This window comes from Archangium sp. (assembly GCF_057119385.1).
Map to the genome: position 1 here is coordinate 1 of NZ_DBNGVP010000092.1, position 17,287 is coordinate 17,287.

General features: G+C 69.3%; 16 protein-coding genes and 2 tRNA genes. 12 read left to right on the top strand and 6 right to left on the bottom strand.

All coding sequences use genetic code 11. From position 1 onward, the window contains the following. From AC16DP_RS21395 to AC16DP_RS21410, 4 genes are all read left to right on the top strand, one after another. Window positions 1–350, top strand: a 350-nt coding sequence (locus tag AC16DP_RS21395) for a hypothetical protein (RefSeq protein ID WP_483956845.1), incomplete at its 5' end; no start/stop codon positions are given. 168 nt (window positions 351–518) lie between these two features. After that, window positions 519–950, top strand: a complete 432-nt coding sequence (locus AC16DP_RS21400; protein WP_329732574.1) for a hypothetical protein — start codon at window positions 519–521, stop codon at window positions 948–950. A 25-nt stretch (window positions 951–975) separates the two neighbouring features. Then, window positions 976–1,419 carry a hypothetical protein gene (locus tag AC16DP_RS21405; RefSeq protein WP_329732575.1) on the top strand — a complete coding sequence of 148 codons (444 nt, stop codon included), beginning with the start codon at window positions 976–978 and terminating at the stop codon, window positions 1,417–1,419. Window positions 1,420–1,430: 11 nt separating this feature from the next. After that, the gene (locus AC16DP_RS21410) at window positions 1,431–1,868 is read left to right on the top strand and encodes a hypothetical protein (protein ID WP_329732576.1); all 438 of its coding nucleotides are present in this window, start codon (window positions 1,431–1,433) and stop codon (window positions 1,866–1,868) included. Window positions 1,869–1,878: 10 nt separating this feature from the next. Here the strand turns inward: AC16DP_RS21410 and AC16DP_RS21415 are convergent, their stop codons facing one another. Further along, complete coding sequence (locus AC16DP_RS21415; protein ID WP_329732577.1) at window positions 1,879–2,262, bottom strand: DUF3703 domain-containing protein; 384 nt, start codon at window positions 2,260–2,262, stop codon at window positions 1,879–1,881. 65 nt (window positions 2,263–2,327) lie between these two features. Further along, on the bottom strand, window positions 2,328–3,107 hold the full coding sequence (locus AC16DP_RS21420) for a helix-turn-helix transcriptional regulator (RefSeq protein ID WP_329732578.1): 780 nt from the start codon (window positions 3,105–3,107) through the stop codon (window positions 2,328–2,330). A 306-nt stretch (window positions 3,108–3,413) separates the two neighbouring features. Here AC16DP_RS21420 and AC16DP_RS21425 point away from each other — a divergent pair, with 306 nt between their 5' ends. Beyond that, window positions 3,414–6,182 (top strand): hypothetical protein, encoded by a 2,769-nt coding sequence (locus AC16DP_RS21425; protein WP_329732579.1) that lies wholly within the window; start codon window positions 3,414–3,416, stop codon window positions 6,180–6,182. A gap of 70 nt (window positions 6,183–6,252) precedes the next feature. On the opposite strand, the gene AC16DP_RS21430 is transcribed toward AC16DP_RS21425, so the two are convergent. Next, window positions 6,253–6,329, bottom strand: a tRNA-Asp gene (locus AC16DP_RS21430). A 36-nt stretch (window positions 6,330–6,365) separates the two neighbouring features. Then, window positions 6,366–6,437: transfer RNA gene (locus AC16DP_RS21435), tRNA-Val, on the bottom strand. 193 nt (window positions 6,438–6,630) lie between these two features. Between AC16DP_RS21435 and hemE the strand changes: the two genes are divergently transcribed. The 5 genes from hemE (at window position 6,631) to fadJ (ending at window position 12,547) form a co-directional block, all read left to right on the top strand. After that, on the top strand, window positions 6,631–7,668 hold the full coding sequence (gene hemE / locus AC16DP_RS21440; protein WP_329732580.1) for a uroporphyrinogen decarboxylase: 1,038 nt from the start codon (window positions 6,631–6,633) through the stop codon (window positions 7,666–7,668). A gap of 82 nt (window positions 7,669–7,750) precedes the next feature. Beyond that, window positions 7,751–8,311: a restriction endonuclease gene (locus AC16DP_RS21445; protein WP_329732581.1), complete on the top strand. Its 561-nt coding sequence runs from the start codon at window positions 7,751–7,753 to the stop codon at window positions 8,309–8,311. 131 nt (window positions 8,312–8,442) lie between these two features. Continuing rightward, on the top strand, window positions 8,443–8,883 hold the full coding sequence (locus AC16DP_RS21450; protein WP_329732582.1) for a hypothetical protein: 441 nt from the start codon (window positions 8,443–8,445) through the stop codon (window positions 8,881–8,883). A 125-nt stretch (window positions 8,884–9,008) separates the two neighbouring features. Further along, window positions 9,009–10,313 (top strand): acetyl-CoA C-acyltransferase FadI, encoded by a 1,305-nt coding sequence (gene fadI, locus AC16DP_RS21455; protein WP_329732583.1) that lies wholly within the window; start codon window positions 9,009–9,011, stop codon window positions 10,311–10,313. Next, entirely contained in the window at window positions 10,313–12,547 is a 2,235-nt protein-coding gene (fadJ, locus tag AC16DP_RS21460) for a fatty acid oxidation complex subunit alpha FadJ (RefSeq protein WP_329732584.1), read from the top strand. Before fadI ends, fadJ begins: the two co-directional genes overlap by 1 nt. 54 nt (window positions 12,548–12,601) lie before the next feature. Here fadJ and AC16DP_RS21465 read toward each other — a convergent pair whose 3' ends face one another. After that, a complete protein-coding gene (locus AC16DP_RS21465) occupies window positions 12,602–14,521 on the bottom strand; it encodes a CocE/NonD family hydrolase (RefSeq protein ID WP_483956853.1) in 1,920 nt (639 codons plus the stop codon). A 126-nt stretch (window positions 14,522–14,647) separates the two neighbouring features. On the opposite strand from AC16DP_RS21465, the gene AC16DP_RS21470 reads away from it, so the two are divergent. After that, the gene (locus AC16DP_RS21470) at window positions 14,648–15,775 is read left to right on the top strand and encodes a mannosyltransferase family protein (RefSeq protein ID WP_329733893.1); all 1,128 of its coding nucleotides are present in this window, start codon (window positions 14,648–14,650) and stop codon (window positions 15,773–15,775) included. Continuing rightward, window positions 15,772–16,464, top strand: coding sequence for a class I SAM-dependent methyltransferase (locus AC16DP_RS21475; RefSeq protein ID WP_329733894.1), 693 nt, complete (start codon window positions 15,772–15,774; stop codon window positions 16,462–16,464). Before AC16DP_RS21470 ends, AC16DP_RS21475 begins: the two co-directional genes overlap by 4 nt. Here AC16DP_RS21475 and AC16DP_RS21480 read toward each other — a convergent pair. Next, on the bottom strand, window positions 16,413–17,285 hold the full coding sequence (locus tag AC16DP_RS21480) for a carbohydrate deacetylase (protein ID WP_329733895.1): 873 nt from the start codon (window positions 17,283–17,285) through the stop codon (window positions 16,413–16,415). The two genes, AC16DP_RS21475 and AC16DP_RS21480, sit on opposite strands and share 52 nt — an antisense overlap. Window positions 17,286–17,287: the final 2 nt, after the last annotated feature.

The window sequence follows — 17,287 nt, forward strand, 5'->3', positions numbered from 1 at the left end:
AGAGGCAGTACGGAGAGGCGATGGAGCGCTTTACGCAGGGAGCGCTGACGGCGGGAGAGGCCATCGCGCTCAACCCGAGCGGAGGACTGGTGGGGCCCGGAGACGGGTGGATGACGCAGGTGCTGGAGGTCACCACCGGCTGGATACCGGGAGTGAAGGCACACGGCGTGCTGCATGACGCGGCGGGATTCCTTGCGGGCAGGGACGGCTTCGGAGTGGGCCCCGGGTACCTGTACCTGGGTCACAACTTCTTCGGCATGTCCAAGACGTTGCCCATCGCGGGCCAGGTGGAGGGCATCGCTGGAACGGGTGGTGCCTCCGTCTCCGCCATCTTCCCTCGTCTGTTCTGAGCGGGAGCCCGGAGGGCCCCTCCCCCACGCGGGGCGGGGCCCTCCTCCTGTGCCATGCGCCGCGGAGCTCCGGGGGGCACGTGGCTGCTCTAGGAAAAAAGAGGTTGCCCTCGCGGGCCCTCCGCGTTGATGTTCCGTCCTGACGCGGACGAGGGAGGGCAACACCGCATGCGTGGGACGTTCGGACTCCTGTTGTTGATGGCACTGGCCGGCTGCACCTCGGTGAACGTGGCCCAGGTGCCGTCCATTCGTGACCGGCGGGACGTCTTCGTCTCCACGGGGGATGTGAAGGGCCCCTACCAGAGCCTCGGTGTGGTGCAGACCACGCGGCGCGGCGTGCTGCTCTTCGGTTTCGCGGACCCCGCCGGCACGGACCTGGAGTCCGGGCTGCGCGAGTCGCTCCTCCCCGAGGTCCGGCGCCTGGGCGGGGATGGCATCATGAACGTGCGCTTCCAGCAGACGCAGTACCCGGTCCCCACGCGCATCCTCTTCGCCCTGCTGTTCTTCATCCCGCTGCCGAGCGAGGTCACCCTCAGCGGTGAGGTCGTGAAGCTCGGCCCCGGTGCCGCGCCGCCGTCGGCCGGTACGCCTTCGCGTTGAACCCGTTCCGCTCCTGGAGAATCCGGTGAAACTCCCGTTGCTCCTTCCCGTGCTGTTGTGCGTCGGCTGCAGTGCCGTGTCGCACGGCTCGAAGCTGTCGGACCGTCCGCCCGAGGGTGGGCGCGGGCTGTATCTCAGCACCGGCGGTTCGCCGCGCCCCTATCGCACCCTCGGCTTCGCCCAGGTGCTGGGCTATGGCGTCACCGTGGCGGGCTACTCGGACGTGGGCGATGCCGCCATTGATGGCGTCATCAAGAAGTCGCTCGTGGACACGGCCCTGCGGATGGGCGGCGATGGCGTCATCAACATCGAGTTCGAGGACGAGAATCCGCCCACAGGCGTGGAGCGCGCGGCCGAGCTCTCCGAGTCCATCTCCAATGTGGCGAGAGGCAACGGTGGCGTGAAGGTCCGCGACCGCAATGTGATCGTCACCGGCGAAGTCATCCAGTTCATCTCCTCCCAACCGTGAGACTTCCTCCCATGCGTCTCCTCGTTGCGTTCGCGCTCGTGGCGCTCACCGGCTGCACCGTCATCAACACCACCTCCGTCCCGTCCGACCGCAGTGGCAGGGACGTCTTCGTGACGGCGGGCGACATCCCCGAGCCCTACGAGACGCTCGGCATGGTCCAGGCCACGCGCGCGGGCGTGCTGCTCTTCGGCTTCGTGGACGTGGTTGGCACGGACCTGGATGCCGGGTTCAAGGACGTGCTCATCCCCCAGGTGCGGGCGATGGGCGGAGATGGGGCCATCAACGTGCGTTTCCGTCAGACGCAGTACCTGCCGGTGACGAAGGTGTTCGGCGCCATCTTCTTCATCTTCCCGCTCCCCAGCAGCGTGACGGTGACGGCCGAGGTGGTGAAGCTCCAGCGTCGCGCGGACCTGCCCGCCGGGGATGGGGCGCCCGTGGTCTCCCGCTGAAGCCGTCCCCCTACGGCTGCCCGCGCGGGTGGAGCGGCAGGCTCCCGCCCGCTTCGAGGAGGACGCGCAGGTCCTCGGGAATGGGCATGGGGGTGAGGATGCCCACGTTGGCGCCCCCCGTGTTGCCGAGCGGTGCCCGGCCGAGCCATGAGCCGGGCCCGGCCACCAGGATTCTCGCGAGCTGTCCGAGCAGCTCGCGCACGTCCCGGCGCCGCCACCCGAAGCCGAACATGAGGCAATGCACCCGGATGTGGGGCCCGGCATACGCTTGACTCAGGATGTGGGCCCGCTCCAGGTGACGCCAGGCTCGGGGCAACGCACCGTCCCGTTCCGCCTCGGCCGCCTGGCGCAACTCGGCCTCGAATGCGGCACGCAGCTTCGACTCCATCGGCATGACCTTCCTCCTCCGTGACTCCGCCACCTTCTCGCGAGGGGCACGCGAGCGCTTGTAAGAACTCGCTATGGCGTGGGGGGGAGGACCCATTCGACCACGCCGGCGATCTCCGAGGGGGACAGCCCGAACATGCGGCGGAAGGTGTGGCTCAGGTGCGCGCTGTCGGTGAAGCCCGCCGCGTGCGCGGCGGTGGTGAGGGGCGCTCCGCTCCCGAGGGACTCGGCGGCGCGGTGGAGCCTCAGCCACAGGATGTAGGGCCGGAGGGGGAGTCCCACCTCGGCACTGAAGAGATGGGAGAGCCGGCTGGCGGAGAGCCCCACCCGCGCGGCGAGCGCCTCGAGGCTCACGTCGTCCTCGAGCAGCTCGGGGAGGAGGCCCAGCAGCTGTTTCACCGCCGGATGGGCGGGTCGCGGATCCGCCGTGTCCACCTGGAGGGCGCGGATCATCTCCTGCGCGAGCGCCTCGGCCTCGTGCCAGTGCCGCGGGAGCGCCCGTGAGGCAAGCAACGCGAGCCGCTCTCCCGCCCGCTGCCAGCCGGCCACGGAGTCCCTGGCCAGGCCGAGCGTCTGGAGTTTTCGCCCGGCGAGGTCATCGGGGGAGACGTGCAGCAGCACCGCGGCGCTGGCCGTGCGGACCACCGCATGCCCGGCATCCGGCGGGATGACGGCCGCCCCACACGCCAGCACCTGTTGGCGGGAGTCACCCAGCGTGACGGGCTCACCGAGCGAGAGCACCAACTGGAAGCTGTGGTGGGCATGCAGCCGCGTCTCGCCCAGGGGCCCCGCGTAGAGCAGGCGCCCGGACCCGAAGAAGAGATGCCCTCTCCACGTGGAGTTCGTTGCCACGGGGCTCTTCCACTCCCATCCGGAACGGGCGTCAACCTGTTTCGTGACACATGGCCCGAGTCCTTGCGACCGTGGAGCCGGTGACTTCGCGGCGGAGGTGAAAGGTTTCTCGCCAGGGTGTCTGACATTGGGACGTACGTGGACATGGCCGGCCTGAGATGTCGCGTTCCAGACAGCTGATTGGCGAGACCCGAGAAACTCGCGAAGGCCACCGTGGCGCGTGTGTGTCGCACTCTCATTTGGTAGAGAGGGCCATCCCTGATTCCCGGCGCGGCTCGCGGCTCTTGCCGCTGGGACCGGCCCTGCATGGCTGACTTCATTCAGCTGAAGGCGTACCCCATGGCGTTCGCTACCCGATTGATTGGTTTCCTCCCGCTGCTCCTGGCCCTGGCATTTCCCGTCCGGGCCGAGGCCTCCGGTTCCTTCGTGAATTGGGAGACGCCGCACGTCCATCCCCTGGACATGACACCGGACGGCACGAAGCTGCTGGCGGTGAACACGGCGGACAACCGTCTGATGGTGTTCACGCTGACGAGCGGGATACCGGTGCTGGCGGCCAGCATCCCGGTGGGACTGGAGCCGGTGTCGGTGCGGGCCCGCACCAATACCGAGGCCTGGGTGATCAACCACATCTCGGACAGTGTGAGCGTGGTGGACCTGACCACGCTCAACGTGGTGCGCACGCTGCGCACGGACGATGAGCCGGCGGATGTCGTCTTCGCGGGTTCGCCGCAGCGGGCCTTCATCTCCTGTTCACAGGTGAACCGGGTGATGGTGGTGGATCCGCTCGTGTCGTCGCCAGTGCCGGTGCGCATCTCCCTGTGGGGAGAGGAGCCTCGCGCCCTGGCGGTGAGCCCGGACGGCACCAAGGTGTACGCGGCCATCTTCGAGTCTGGCAACGGGAGCACGGTGCTGGGGGGAGGCAACGTCAACCCGAGCTTCGCCCGGACCAACCCGGTCAGTTCGGCCTCGAGCCCCTATGGAGGGGTCAACCCGCCGCCCAACGTGGGGTCGGGCTTCAGCCCGGCGCTCAACCCCGCCAACCCGCCCCCTCCGGCCGTGGGCCTCATCGTCAAGAAGAACGCCCAGGGCCTCTGGATGGATGACAACCTCGGCGACTGGACCTCTTTCGTCAGCGGGGCCAACTCGGCCGCTTCGGGCCGTGTCCCGGGGTGGGATCTGCCGGACAACGACGTGGCCATCATCCAGGTGTCCACCCTGTCCGTCTCCTACGTGCGCAGGCTGATGAACCTGAACATGGCGCTCTCCGTGCACCCCAGTGGCAAGGTGACGGTGGTGGGCACGGACGCCACCAATGAGCGCCGCTTCGAGCCCAACCTCAATGGGCGCTTCCTGCGGGTGATGCTGGCGCTGGTGGATCCCGCCAACCCGGGGGCGCCGGGCCTCACGGATCTCAACCCGCACGCCGACTACACGGTGTCCACCCTGCCCCAATGGAAGAGGGAGCTCTCCCTCGGGGACCCACGCGGCATCGCCTGGAGCGCGGATGGGACGCGCGGCTACATCACCGGCATGGGCTCCAACAACGTGGTGGTGGTGAGCAACCTCGGCGCCCGGGTGGCCAGGATGACCGTGGGGGAGGGCCCCACCGGCGTGGTGGTGGATGGGGCCCGTGGCCGTCTCTATGTCCTCAACAAGTTCGGGGCGAGCCTCTCGGTGGCGAGCCTTTCCTCCAACCTCGAGCAGGCCCGGATTCCCTTCTTCGATCCCTCGCCCGCCACCATCAAGGTGGGCCGCAAGTACCTCTACAACACGCGCAACTATTCGGGTCAGGGCCACATCTCCTGTGGCTCGTGCCATGTGGACGGGCGCATGGACCGGCTCGCCTGGGACCTGGGAGAGCCCTCGGGCAGCGTGAAGACGCTGACGGGACAGAACCTGGGCATGGGCGTTCCCGCCCTCACCCCTGGATTCGAGAACTGGCACCCGATGAAGGGGCCCATGGTGACCCAGACGCTCCAGGACATCATTGGCAAGGAGCCGTTGCACTGGCGCGGGGACCGGGCTGGCCTGGAGGAGTTCAACCCGGCCTTCATCGGTCTGCAGGGCAACGACACCGCCCTCCCGGCGGCGGAGATGCAGCAGTTCGAGGACTTCCTCGCCACGCTCACCTTCCCGCCCAACCCCTTCCGCAACATCGACAACACGCTGCCCACGAACCTGCCGCTGCCCGGCCACTACGCGCCCGGTGTCTTCGCGCCCGCCGGTACGCCGCTGCCCCCTGGCAACGCCGTCAACGGGCTGGCCATCTTCCGGCCTCCGCGCCTGCTCGGGAGCAATGTGCTCGCCTGCAACACCTGCCACGCCCTGCCCACCGGGCAGTCCAGCGCGATGACGTGGAACGGGAGCCAGTTCGTCTCCCTCCCGGCCGGTCCGCAGGGGGAACAGCGCCATGGGCTCGTCTCCGCGGATGCGAACACCCACGTGACGATGAAGGTTCCGCAGCTGCGCAACCTCTACAAGAAGGTGGGCATGGAGTTCTCCCAGACGTCCAACCTGTCCGGCTTCGGCTTCATGCATGACGGCTCGGTGGACTCGCTGGCGCGCTTCATCGCGCAGCCCGGCTTCACGCCTGCGAGCGACCAGGAGGTGGCGGATCTGGTGGCGTTGATGCTCGCCCTGTCCGGTTCGGAGCTGCCCGTCGCGTCCGGCACCAGCGTGCTCGAGCCGCCCGGAATGGCCAGCCGGGATACCCATGCCGCGGTGGGCTGGCAGCTGACGTTGGACTCCCCGCTGCTCAGCACGAGCCAGCAGAGCCTGTTGAGCACCTTCTTCTCCCTGGCGGACGCGGGCAAGGTGGGCCTGGTGGTGAAGGGCCGGCAGGCGGGACTCCAGCGCGGATACACCTATGTGGGCAGTGGCACCTTCCAGTCCGACCGGGCCCTGGAGACGCCGAGCGCCGCGGCGTTGCAACTGCTGGCGGGACCGGGCAGCGAGCTCACCTACACGGTGGTGCCCAAGGACACCGAGTGGCGCATCGGCGTGGACCGGGATGAGGACGGATTGCTCGACCGCGACGAGCTGGACAACGGCTCGCGCCCGGACGGCCCGTAGAGGGGCCGCCGAAACAGGGGGGGGAGAAAAGGCGAAGGGCCCGGAACCTTGCGATTCCGGGCCCTTCTATTGGCGAGGAGTACGGGACTTGAACCCGTGGCCTCCGGCGTGACAGGCCGGCGTTCTAACCAACTGAACTAACTCCCCACGACACCGCTGTGCTGCACTACCACGGCTACTGCTTGGGCGGAACAGGGATTGAACCTGTGACCCTCGCCTTGTAAGGGCGACGCTCTGCCGCTGAGCTATCCGCCCCTCGCTTGCGTCACCGCGTTGCGACGGGGCGGGCTTGTATCGGCCACGCCCGTCACTGTCAAGCATACGTTTTGGACGGACGAATCATTCCGGGCCGTCCTGACACGAGCGTTGACCCTGGCGATGGCACCTGACAACCCTCGCCCCCGCGCCCACTCCCCGAGGGAGACGGGGCAGACACGGAGCCCACCCCTTGAACGACCGCCTCCTGCGAGCCGCCCGCCGCCAGCCCACCGACACCACCCCCGTGTGGCTCATGCGCCAGGCCGGCCGCTACCTCCCCGAGTACCGAGCCATCCGCGGCACCATCGGCTTTCTGGACCTGTGCAAGAACGCGGACCTCGCCGCCGAGGTCACCGTCCAGCCCATCACCCGGCTGGGCGTGGACGCCGCCATCATCTTCTCGGACATCCTCATCCCCGTGGAGGCCATGGGGATTGAATTGGAGCTCGGGGACAAGGGGCCGCACTTCCCCAACCCCGTGCGCACCGCCGCGGACATCGAGCGGCTGGGCGTGCCCGACCCCGTCCAGGGCACCGGCTTCGTCGCCGAGGCCATCCGCCGCACCCGCCGCGCCCTCAACGACTCGGTGCCCGTCATCGGCTTCTGCGGCGCGCCCTTCACCCTCGCCGCGTACATGGTCGAGGGCGGCGGCTCCAAGAGCTACATCCTCATCAAGCGGCTCCTCTTCGAGCAGCCGAAGCTCGCCCACACCCTCTTCGAGAAGCTGACGAGCACGCTCATTCCGTACCTGCTGATGCAGGTGGAGGCCGGCGCGAGCATCGTGCAGATCTTCGACTCGTGGGGCGGGGAGCTGTCGCCCTGGGACTACGAGCGCTTCTGCCTGCCGTACCTCACGCGCATGGTGAAGGAGGTGCAGGCCAAGGGCGTGCCCGTCATCGTCTTCGGCACCGGCATGTCCAACCACCTGCCGCTGCTCAAGCGCACCGGCGCGGACGTGGTCGGACAGGACTGGCGCACGCCCATCGACGAGGCCCGGCGCGTGCTCGGGCCCGACGTGGCGGTGCAGGGCAACCTGGATCCGCTCCACCTCTTCCTGCCGCGCGAGGAGCTGGAGCAGCGCGTGGTGGACATCCTCCGCCGCGCCGGGCCCGTGGGGCACATCTTCAACCTGGGCCACGGCATCCTCCCGCCCACGGATCCCGACGCCGCGAAGTTCATGGTGGACGCCGTGCACAAGCACGGCATCGCGCTCCGCCAGGGCACCTGATGACGTGACCCCGGGAGTCGGCCGGGGATGTCAGGGGCACCCGGTAGGGTGGCGTGGAAGGTCGGGGAAGGGGACGGGTGCCGTGACAGACGAGGGCAGGGGCGGCGAGTACCAGCGCAGGGTGCTCGCGCTCGATCATTCAGGGGTGTTGGAGCTGTGGCAGGGCCTTCGGGCGGGAGTCTCGCCCCCCGAGTGGCCCGCCGGGGTGCTGCTGGAGTACCTCCTGCTGCGAGCGTTCCAGTTGGAGGGCGCCGAGGTGACCTGGCCGTATCGGGTGTACCGGGATGGTGTCCTCCTGGAGCAGATCGACGGGGTGGTCTATTTCGATGGGGTGTCCTGTCTGGTAGAGTGCAAGGACATGACCAGACCGGTAGATACCTCGACCATCGTCAAGCTGAAGTCCCAGCTCCTGCGCCGGCCGCGAACCACCATCGGGGCGCTGTTCTGCACAGGAGAAGTCTCGGAGGCCGCGTCCTCGGTGATGAACATGCTGCCACCTCCCGATGTGCTGCTGTGGGAGGGCGAGGAGCTCGAGCAGGCCCTTCGGGAACAGCGGCTCCTCGCGGGAATGAGGAGGAAGCTGCGGCATGCGGTGGAGATGGGATTCGCGGAAGTGAAACCGTTGGACAGGGGGAATGCGTGATGAGTGTGGCCATCGTGACCCCGGGACGCGTGGCTGGGAAGCTCATGCGGCGTCTGGTGGAGGGTCATCCCCGTTTGGGGGGACGGGGCATTCAGATCAGTTGGGCCCATAGCAATATCGGAGCTTCGAGAGTGGCGCGGGAGATCCTCTTCAAGGAGCGAGTGCCCGTGGCCGTGGTGCGCGATGCCCAGACGTTTTCTCCAGAGCTGATCGCGGAGCAGTGCGGTTGGGTGCATCTGTTCCTGGAGCAGGCCGCGCCTCCCAGCGAATGGCTCATCCTGCCGATCGCGCCCGAGATCGCCGTGTTCCTCTTCCGGGACGAGCACCTGCTGCGCCCCCTGCTGCCGGTGACTCCCTCGTTCGAGCAGCTCATCCGGGGCCGCTACGAGCCCAACAAGGTGCTCGCGGAGATCTTCGCGCAGGCGGGTGAGCAGCCCTTTCCCGAGGCCCTGGTGAGCCGGCTCGACAAGGCGGACCTGTCCTCGCTGTGGGCCGTCGCCCCGGAGCTCCGCCCCCTGGAGGAGTTCCTCCTCGGGAAGTTGGCTGCTCAACAGCCGGGCACCGCTCCCTGAGCCGCCCACCGAGGGGGCGAAACACTCGGGGGTCACCGCGTTGACTCCGGAATCAATCTTCCGTTGACGCGATGCGACACGGCCCATTAGATGCGCCTCATCTACGTCGGGAAGGTGAGGCACACATGGCTCGCGAGAAGCAGCGTCACGGTCACCGCAGGGTGGCCATCGTCCGCGGATTGAGGACGCCCTTCGTGAAGGCGGGAACCGACTTCGCGAAGCTCACCGCGCTGGACCTGGGCCGCATGGTGGTCCAGGAGCTGGTGCAGCGCGCGGACATCGATCCCCAGGAGATTGATCAGGTGGTGTTCGGCCAGGTCATCCCCACGCTCACCGCGCCGTCCATCGCGCGCGAGGTGGTGCTGGCCGCGGGGCTGCCGCGCAAGATCGAAGCGTTCACCGTGGCGCGCGCCTGCGCCACCTCCATCCAGGCCATGACGACGGCGGCCAACGCCATCTCGGTGGGCGAGGCGGACGTGGTGCTCGTGGGTGGCACCGAGTCCATGTCGGACGCGCCCATCTTCACCAGCCGTCCGCTGGCCCAGGCGCTGGTGGCCGCCTCCAAGGCGCGCAGCCTCCCGGAGAAGCTCAAGGCCTTCCAGACGCTCAAGCCGAGGGATCTGGTGCCCGTGCCCCCAGCCATCGCCGAGTACTCCACCGGCCTCACCATGGGCGAGAGCGCCGAGAAGATGGCCAAGGAGAACGGCATCTCCCGCCAGGAGCAGGACACCATCGCCTTCACCTCGCACCAGAACGCCGCGCGCGCCTGGAAGGAGGGCTTCTTCGACGCCCAGGTGATGCACGTGGTGGTGCCGCCGAAGTACGAGAAGGTGTCGCAGAAGGACAACATCGTCCGCGAGGACACCAGCCTGGAGGCGCTCTCCCAGCTCCGGCCCGTGTTCGATCGCAAGTATGGCTCCGTCACCGCCGGCAACGCCTCGCCGCTCACCGACGGCGCCGCCGCGTTGCTGCTCATGAGCGAGGAGAAGGCGAAGGCGCTCGGCCTGGAGCCGCTCGGCTACCTGCGCGCCCATGCCTATGCCGCCACCGATCCCGGGGACCAGCTGCTCCAGGGCCCCGCGTACGCGGCCCCCATCGCGCTGGAGCGCGCGGGCATGAAGCTCTCGGACATCGATCTGGTGGAGATGCACGAGGCCTTCGCCGCGCAGGTGGCCAGCAACATCCAGGCGCTGGCGTCCAAGGAGTTCGCCCGGAAGGCCGGCTGGAGCGCGCCGGTGGGCGAGGTGGACCGCACGCGTCTCAATCTGTCGGGTGGCTCCATCTCCATCGGCCATCCCTTCGGGGCCACGGGGGCGCGCATCGTCACCCAGGCCCTGCATGAGCTGAAGCGTCAGAACAAGAACACGGTGCTGTGCACCGTCTGCGCCGCCGGTGGCCTCGGAGCCGCGGTGGTCCTGGAGCGTGCGTGATGGCTGCCATGATGGCTCAGGAGCTCGAGGCGAAGCAGGGCTTCACCTACCAGGTCGAGGACGGGGTCGCGCTCCTCGTGTTGGATCTGCCGGGCGAGCCGGTGAACACGCTCTCCCCCGAGACGGGCGAGGTGTTCGCGAACCTGCTCACCCGCGCGGAGAAGGATCCCGCGGTGAAGGCGCTCGTCTTCATGTCCGGCAAGAAGGACAGCTTCGTGGCCGGAGCGAAGATCGACTTCCTGCAGACGCTGAAGTCGGCCGCCGAGGCCACCGCCGCCTCGCGTCAAGGGCAGCAGGGTTTCGACAGGCTGGAGGCGTTCTCCAAGCCGGTGGTGGCGGCCATCCACGGCGCGTGCCTGGGCGGCGGCCTGGAGTGGGCGCTCGCCTGTGACTACCGCATCGCCACCGACAGCCCGAAGACGACGCTCGGGCTGCCCGAGGTACAGCTGGGCCTCATCCCCGGCGCGGGTGGCACCCAGCGGCTGCCGGCCCTCATCGGCGTGCAGGCCGCGTTGGACCTCATCCTCACCGGCAAGAACGTGAAGCCGTCCAAGGCGAAGAAGCTGGGCCTGGTGGACGAGGTGGTGCCCGCGCCCATCCTCCGCTCCCTGGCCGTGCGCCGCGCCCGCGAGCTGGCCGAGGGCTTGAAGGTGGAGCGTCCCCGGGGACAGGGCCTCAAGGCGGTGGCGCAGCAGGGCAAGAAGGGCCTGGGCGGACTGCTGCTGGGGCTGACCAACAAGGAGATGTGGACCGAGGTCGCGCTCGAGGACAACCCGGTGGGCCGGAAGATCCTCTTCGACCAGGCGCGCAAGCAGCTGCGCAAGAAGACGCGCGGCAAGTACCCGGCGCCGGAGAAGGCGCTCGAGGCCATCCGCATCGGCGTGGAGTCCGGCCGCTCGGCGGGCCTGGAGGCCGAGGCGAAGTTCTTCGGCGAGCTGGTGGTGTCCGACGTCTCCATGCGGCTGGTGGAGATCTTCTTCGCCACCACGGCGCTGAAGAAGGAGAACGGCACGGCCAGCGCGGACGTGAAGCCGCGCGAGGTGAAGAAGGTGGGCGTGCTCGGCGGCGGGCTGATGGGCGGCGGCATCGCCTACGTCAGCTCGGCGCTGCAGGGCGTGCCGGTGCGCGTGAAGGACAAGGACGACGCGGGCGTGGGCCGGGCCCTCAAGCAGGTGCAGGGCCTCTACGATGAGCGGGTGAAGAAGCGCTCGCTCACGTGGCGCGATGCGGCCGCGAAGATGGCGCTCGTCACCGGCGGCACCGGCTACGAGGGCTTCAAGAACGTGGACGTGGTCATCGAGGCCGTCTTCGAGGACCTGGCCCTCAAGCACCGCATCATGGGCGAGGTGGAGGCCGTCACCCGCGAGGACTGCATCTTCGCCTCCAACACCTCCAGCATCCCCATCACCGAGCTGGCCAAGGGCTCCAAGCGGCCCGCGCAGGTCATCGGCATGCATTACTTCAGCCCGGTGAACAAGATGCCGCTGCTGGAGATCATCACCCACAAGGGCACCGCCGACTGGGTGACGGCCACCTGCGTGGAGGTGGGCAAGAAGCAGGGCAAGACGGTCATCGTCGTCAACGACGGGCCGGGCTTCTACACCTCGCGCATCCTCGCGCCGTACATGAACGAGGCCGCGCACCTGCTGGCCGATGGCGCCGGCATCGCCGAGCTGGACAAGGCGCTCGTGGACTTCGGCTTCCCCGTGGGCCCCATCACCCTGCTGGACGAGGTGGGCATCGACGTGGCGCAGAAGGTGGGCCCCATCATGGAGTCCGCCTTCGGCAAGCGCATGGCCGCGCCCCGCGCCCTGGAGAAGGTGGTGGCCGACGGACGGCTCGGCCGCAAGAACAAGAAGGGCTTCTACACCTACGACGGCAAGAAGAAGGAGGTGGACCCCACCGTCTACGAGCTCCTGCCGCACGGGAAGAACCGCAAGAGCCTCGATGCGCGCGAGATGGCCGAGCGGTGCGCCCTGCAGATGGTGAACGAGGCGGTGCGCTGCCTCGGCGAGGGGATTCTCCGCAGCGCGCGGGATGGCGACGTGGGTGCCATCTTCGGGCTCGGCTTCCCGCCGTTCCTCGGAGGCCCCTTCCGCTACGCGGACAGCCTCGGCCCCGCCGAGCTGCTGCGCCGCCTGGAGCACTTCCAGGACAAGTACGGCGAGCGCTTCACCCCCGCGCCGTCCCTCGTGGAGAGGGTGAAGGCGGGCAAGACGTTCTACCCGCGCTAGTTCCTCGGGAGGGGAGGGCAGGGGGCTCGTGGGCTCCCCGCCCTCCCGGGCGCGTCAGTCGTCCAGCGCCGGCAGCACGCTCACCTCGAGCGAGCTGGGGTGCGCCGCCGAGCGGTACACGCGGTGGAAGGCGCGCACGAAGTCCTCTTCCTTCGCCTCGAAGATGTTGGGCACGAAGGTCTGCGGGTTCCGGTCGATGAAGGGGAACCAGCTCGACTGCACCTGGATCATCACCCGGTGCCCGCGCTGGAAGGTGTGGAAGACGTCGTTGATGACGAAGCGCACCTTCGTCACCTCGCCCGGCTTGAAGGGCTTGGGCTCGCTGTAGCTGTCACGGAAGCGGCCGCGGAACGGCTCGCCGCGCACCAGCGTCTGCTGGCCGCCACGGTCCCTCCGGCCTTCCTCCGGCTCGCCCCACATGGGGCCCGGCATCTTGCCCGGGTTGACGTCCACGAGCTTCACCACCCAGTCCGCGTCGGTGCCCGTGGTGGACACCCACAGCTCGGCCTCCAGCGGGCCCGCGAACGTCAGGTCCTTCTCCAGCGGCTCCGTCTGGTACACGAGCACGTCCGGCCGGCGCGAGGCGAAGCGCTGGTCCTCCGTCATGTAGTTCCTGGCCCAGCCCGTCGTCAGCTCCGTGGTGTAGGGCACGGGCTTGTTGGGGTCACTCACGTACTCGTCGAAGGACTCCTCGGCGGACGCGGGCGCGGTGTAGGAGAGGCCGCCTTTGGGTTGGAAGTAGAGCTTCGCCTCGCGCACGCCCTTGGGCGGCCACGTGTCGAAGCGCCGCCAGCGGTTGGCGCCCGTCTCGAACACCAGGGCCTCGGGCAGCTCCGGCTTGTCGCCCCCCTTGAGGTGGTACTTGAAGAAGGCGAGCTCCAGCTCCTGGTAGAGCGCGCTCGTGCGGAAGCCGAAGTCCACGTCGCCCAGCCCCGTGCTGTCCCCGCGCGTCCACCCGCCGTGCGGCCACGGGCCCATGACGAGCGTGTTGGAGATGCCGGGGTTCTGCTTCTCGATGGCGGCGTACGTGCGCAGCGGGCCGTACAGGTCCTCGGTGTCGTACCAGCCGCCCACCACCATCACCGCGGCCTTGATGTTCTTCAGGTGCGGCAGGAGGTTCCGCGCCTGCCAGAAGGCGTCGTAGTTGGGGTGCGCGACGATGTCCTGCCAGAAGGAGATGTCGCCCTTGAAGTGGCGCGTGTTCGCGTTGGACAGCGGGCCCAGGTCGAGGAAGAACTGGTAGCCGTCCGGCGTGCCGTGCTCGAAGTGGTCCCAGTTCTCCTTGGCGATGGGCTGCGGCCGGGGCTTGCCGAACCCCGAGAAGAAGTTGAACGCCAGCGCCAGGTTGAAGGCGCCATGCCGGTGCATGTCGTCCCAGAACCAGTCGGCGATGGGGGCCTGCGGCGACACGGCCTTGAGCGCCGGGTGCGAGTCGATGGCGCCCGCCGACGTGTAGAAGCCGGGATACGAGATGCCCCACTGGCCCACGCGGCCGTTGTTGCCCGGCACGTTCTTCACCAGCCACTCGATGGTGTCGTACGTGTCGGTGCTCTCGTCGATGTCCTTGGGCCCGCTCTTCTTCGCCAGGTGCGGGCGCACGTTGATGAACTCGCCCTCGGACATGTTGCGGCCACGCACGTCCTGGAAGGCGAAGATGAAGCCCTGCTTCTCGTACTCGGCGGTGGGCCCGAGCCCACGGGGGTACCGGTCCTGTCCGTACGGCGCCACCGAGTAGGGCGTGCGCGTGAGCAGGATGGGGTAGCGCCTGGTGGGGCTCGCGTCGTTGGGGACGTAGACGGACGTGAAGAGCCTCGTCCCGTCACGCGTGGGGACGCGGTACTCGAACTTGGTGTAGTGCGAGCGGATGTAGTCGGCGCGCTCGGATGCGGCGTTGGGCGGCTGGGGCTTCGCGGCCTGGGCCCTCGCGGGACCGGCGAGCGCCACGAGCACGAGCACCATGAGGCTGCGGAACATGCGGTGCATGCATTCTCCTGCTGGGGAAGGCGGGCATCTTCGGTGAAGGGGCACGAGGCGGAAAGCGCCGTTTCGTGCGCGTGGGGTCCTTGACCCCGGCGCCTTTCTGGACGATGCCTGCGCCGCATGCCTCGCTCCGCGTCCCGCACCCTGGCCCTCGTCATCCTGGCGGCCGTCCTGGCCTGTGCCGTGTCGGGGGGGCTCGCCGCCTGGCGCTTCCACCACAAGAATCCCCAGGCCCCCGTGGTGCGGCTCGACGAGTACGTCGTCATGGGTTGGGTGGGCTGGGACTCCAGCTGGTACATGCGCATCGCCCAGGAGGGCTACAGCTTCACGCCCGGCGAGCAGAGCTCCGTGGCCTTCTTCCCGCTCTACCCGCTGGCCATCCGCGCCGTCCAGGCGCTCGGCCCGGACGTGTACCAGGCCGGGGTGCTCGTCACGCTGTTGTGTGGACCGCTGGCCATCCTCCTCTTCCTGCGCTGGGCGCGCTTCCGGGCGGAAGAGCCCCTCGCGCTCCAGGCCTCGCTGCTGCTCGCCCTCTACCCCTTCACCTTCTTCCTCTACGGGGTGATGTACTCCGACGCGCTCTTCCTCCTGCTGGTGGTGGGCGCCTTCCTCCTGCTGGAGAAGGGACACCTGGGGCTGGCCGTGCTGCTCGGCGCGGTGGCGACAGCGGCGCGGCCCGTGGCGCCCGCGGTGGTGCTCGGCCTGCTCGCTCGCCGGCTCGAGTGGAAGCGTGAGCGGGGAGAGCGCTGGACCGCGCTCGACTTCCTGCCCGTGCTGTCCGCGCTCGGCTTCCTGCTCTACATGCTCTACCTGGACAAGCAGTTCGGCGCGCCCTTCGCCTTCGCCGAGGCCCAGGTCGGGTGGGGACAGGAGCCCGGCTGGCGCTCCTTGCTGAAGCTGTCCTGGTTCAAGACCGTCTTCTCTCCGGACTCCAACGCGGAGACCGTCTCGCGGCTGTGCCTCCACGCGCTGTTGACGCTGGGCGCGCTCGCGCTGGTGTGGCCCACCTTCCGCAAGCTGGGGTGGGGCTATGGCGTGTACTGCGCCGTGCTGGTGGGCATCCCCACGCTGACCACCAAGGACTTCATGGGCATGGGGCGCTACCTCATCTCCGCCTTCCCCCTCTTCCTCACCCTCGCGCTGCTGCTGCGCGACCACCCGCGTGTGCGCCAGGGCCTCCTCGCCGTGGGCGCCGTGTCGCTCGTCCTCCTGTCGGCCGCCTTCGGCCTGGACCACTACATCTCGTGAACGCTCCACTCGCTCCTGCCCTGGCGCTGTTCTCCCACCTCCCGTTGAGCGAGCGCTTCCACGTGCACGCCCGCGCCTTCTCCGCGCCGCTCGAGGCCGTCGCCTCCCGCGTGCCCGCAGGTGGCACGGTGGCCGATGTGGGATGTGGGCACGGCCTGCTCTCCGCCCTCCTGGCCCTCGGTGACTCCCGGCGCATCGTGCACGGGGTCGATCCCGACCCACGCAAAATCGAGTGGGCCCGGAGCGGACCCGGCCGTCTGCCCAACGTGCGCGCCGAGGTGGGCACCGTGGAGGCGCTCGCCGAGCGGCTCCCCGGCCAGTTCGACGCGGTGGTGGTGAGCGACGTCCTCTACCTGCTCCCCGTGGAGCGCTGGCCCGGCTTCCTGCGCGAGGCGCGGCGCCTGCTGCGTCCCGGGGGGCGGCTGCTGCTGAAGGAGGCCGAGGGGGACCGCTCCTGGAAGCACTACAAGTGCCTCGCCCAGGAGGTGGTGATGGTGAAGCTGCTCGGCCGGACGAAGGCCGGGGGCGCGCTGGTGCTCCAGCCGCGCGAGGCCATGGAGGCCCTGCTGCGCCAGGCCGGCTTCACCCCGCGCGAGACGGTGGAGCTGGGCGCGGGCTACTCCACGCCCCACATCCTCTACGTGGCGGAGGCCACCGCCGAGGCCGGGGCGGCACCCAGCGCGCCGTAGGTGGTCAGTTCCACCCCGAGCTGCTCGAGCCGGGCCCGCACCCGGGGGCTGGTGAGTGCGTCCAGCTCGGACTGCCAGCCGTACGTCCACGCCGGGTCCTCCGGCACGTGAGGGCGGCCCTCGCCCGGATGGCAGCCCAGCTCGAAGTCTCCCGGGGGCAGTGACTCCAGCAGCGAGAGCAGGGCGGACTCGGTGAGCTGGCCCGCCTCGAAGATGCCACCCGCGCTCACCCGCCGGACTCCGGGCCGTGGCCCCGGCGCGCTCCGGGCCAGCAGCGACAGCAGCGACGTCTTCACCGCCGGCCCGGGCGCCCGCAGCCACGACAGCCGCGGCAACCGGTCCGGCCAGCGCAGGGGCAGCCCTTCTCGCAGTGCCAGGGCCTCCACCAGGGGGCGTACGCCGGGCAGCAGGTGCAGGTGCTGGTGGCCATCCAGGTGGTCCACCTCCGCGCCCAGCTCCCGCGCGCGCCGCACCTGCGCGGCCAGCTCCAGCTCCAGCTCCTCGCGGCGCACCTGCCCGGTGAGCCAGGCCCGCGCGAAGTCCGCCCAGCTTCCGCGCAGGCGTCCCTCCGGGGCCACCGTGGGCACGTGCGAGGCGGGCGCCGCCGGGGGCAGCCGGGTGCAGAAGGCCAGGTGGACACCCAGGGCCAGGCCGCGCTTCCGGGCCTCGGGCACCGCCTGGGGCGCACTCGGGCCGCTCACCAGCACGGTCGCGCTGGTGACGATGCCCTCGCGGTGCGCCCGGAAGATGCCCGCGTCCAGGGCCGGGTGCAGCCCCAGGTCATCCGCGTTGACGACGAGGCGTGTGCGTGCCCGTCCCACCG

Excerpts from the sequence above, each read along its gene's own strand:
- AC16DP_RS21400 (WP_329732574.1), top strand. The coding sequence starts at position 519 with ATGCGTGGGACGTTCGGACTCCTGTTGTTGATGGCACTGGCCGGCTGC.
- AC16DP_RS21425 (WP_329732579.1), top strand. The coding sequence starts at position 3,414 with ATGGCTGACTTCATTCAGCTGAAGGCGTACCCCATGGCGTTCGCTACC.
- fadI (WP_329732583.1), top strand. The coding sequence starts at position 9,009 with ATGGCTCGCGAGAAGCAGCGTCACGGTCACCGCAGGGTGGCCATCGTC.
- AC16DP_RS21410 (WP_329732576.1), top strand. The coding sequence starts at position 1,431 with ATGCGTCTCCTCGTTGCGTTCGCGCTCGTGGCGCTCACCGGCTGCACC.
- AC16DP_RS21465 (WP_483956853.1), bottom strand. The coding sequence starts at position 14,521 with ATGTTCCGCAGCCTCATGGTGCTCGTGCTCGTGGCGCTCGCCGGTCCC.
- AC16DP_RS21415 (WP_329732577.1), bottom strand. The coding sequence starts at position 2,262 with ATGCCGATGGAGTCGAAGCTGCGTGCCGCATTCGAGGCCGAGTTGCGC.
- fadJ (WP_329732584.1), top strand. The coding sequence starts at position 10,313 with ATGGCTGCCATGATGGCTCAGGAGCTCGAGGCGAAGCAGGGCTTCACC.
- AC16DP_RS21470 (WP_329733893.1), top strand. The coding sequence starts at position 14,648 with ATGCCTCGCTCCGCGTCCCGCACCCTGGCCCTCGTCATCCTGGCGGCC.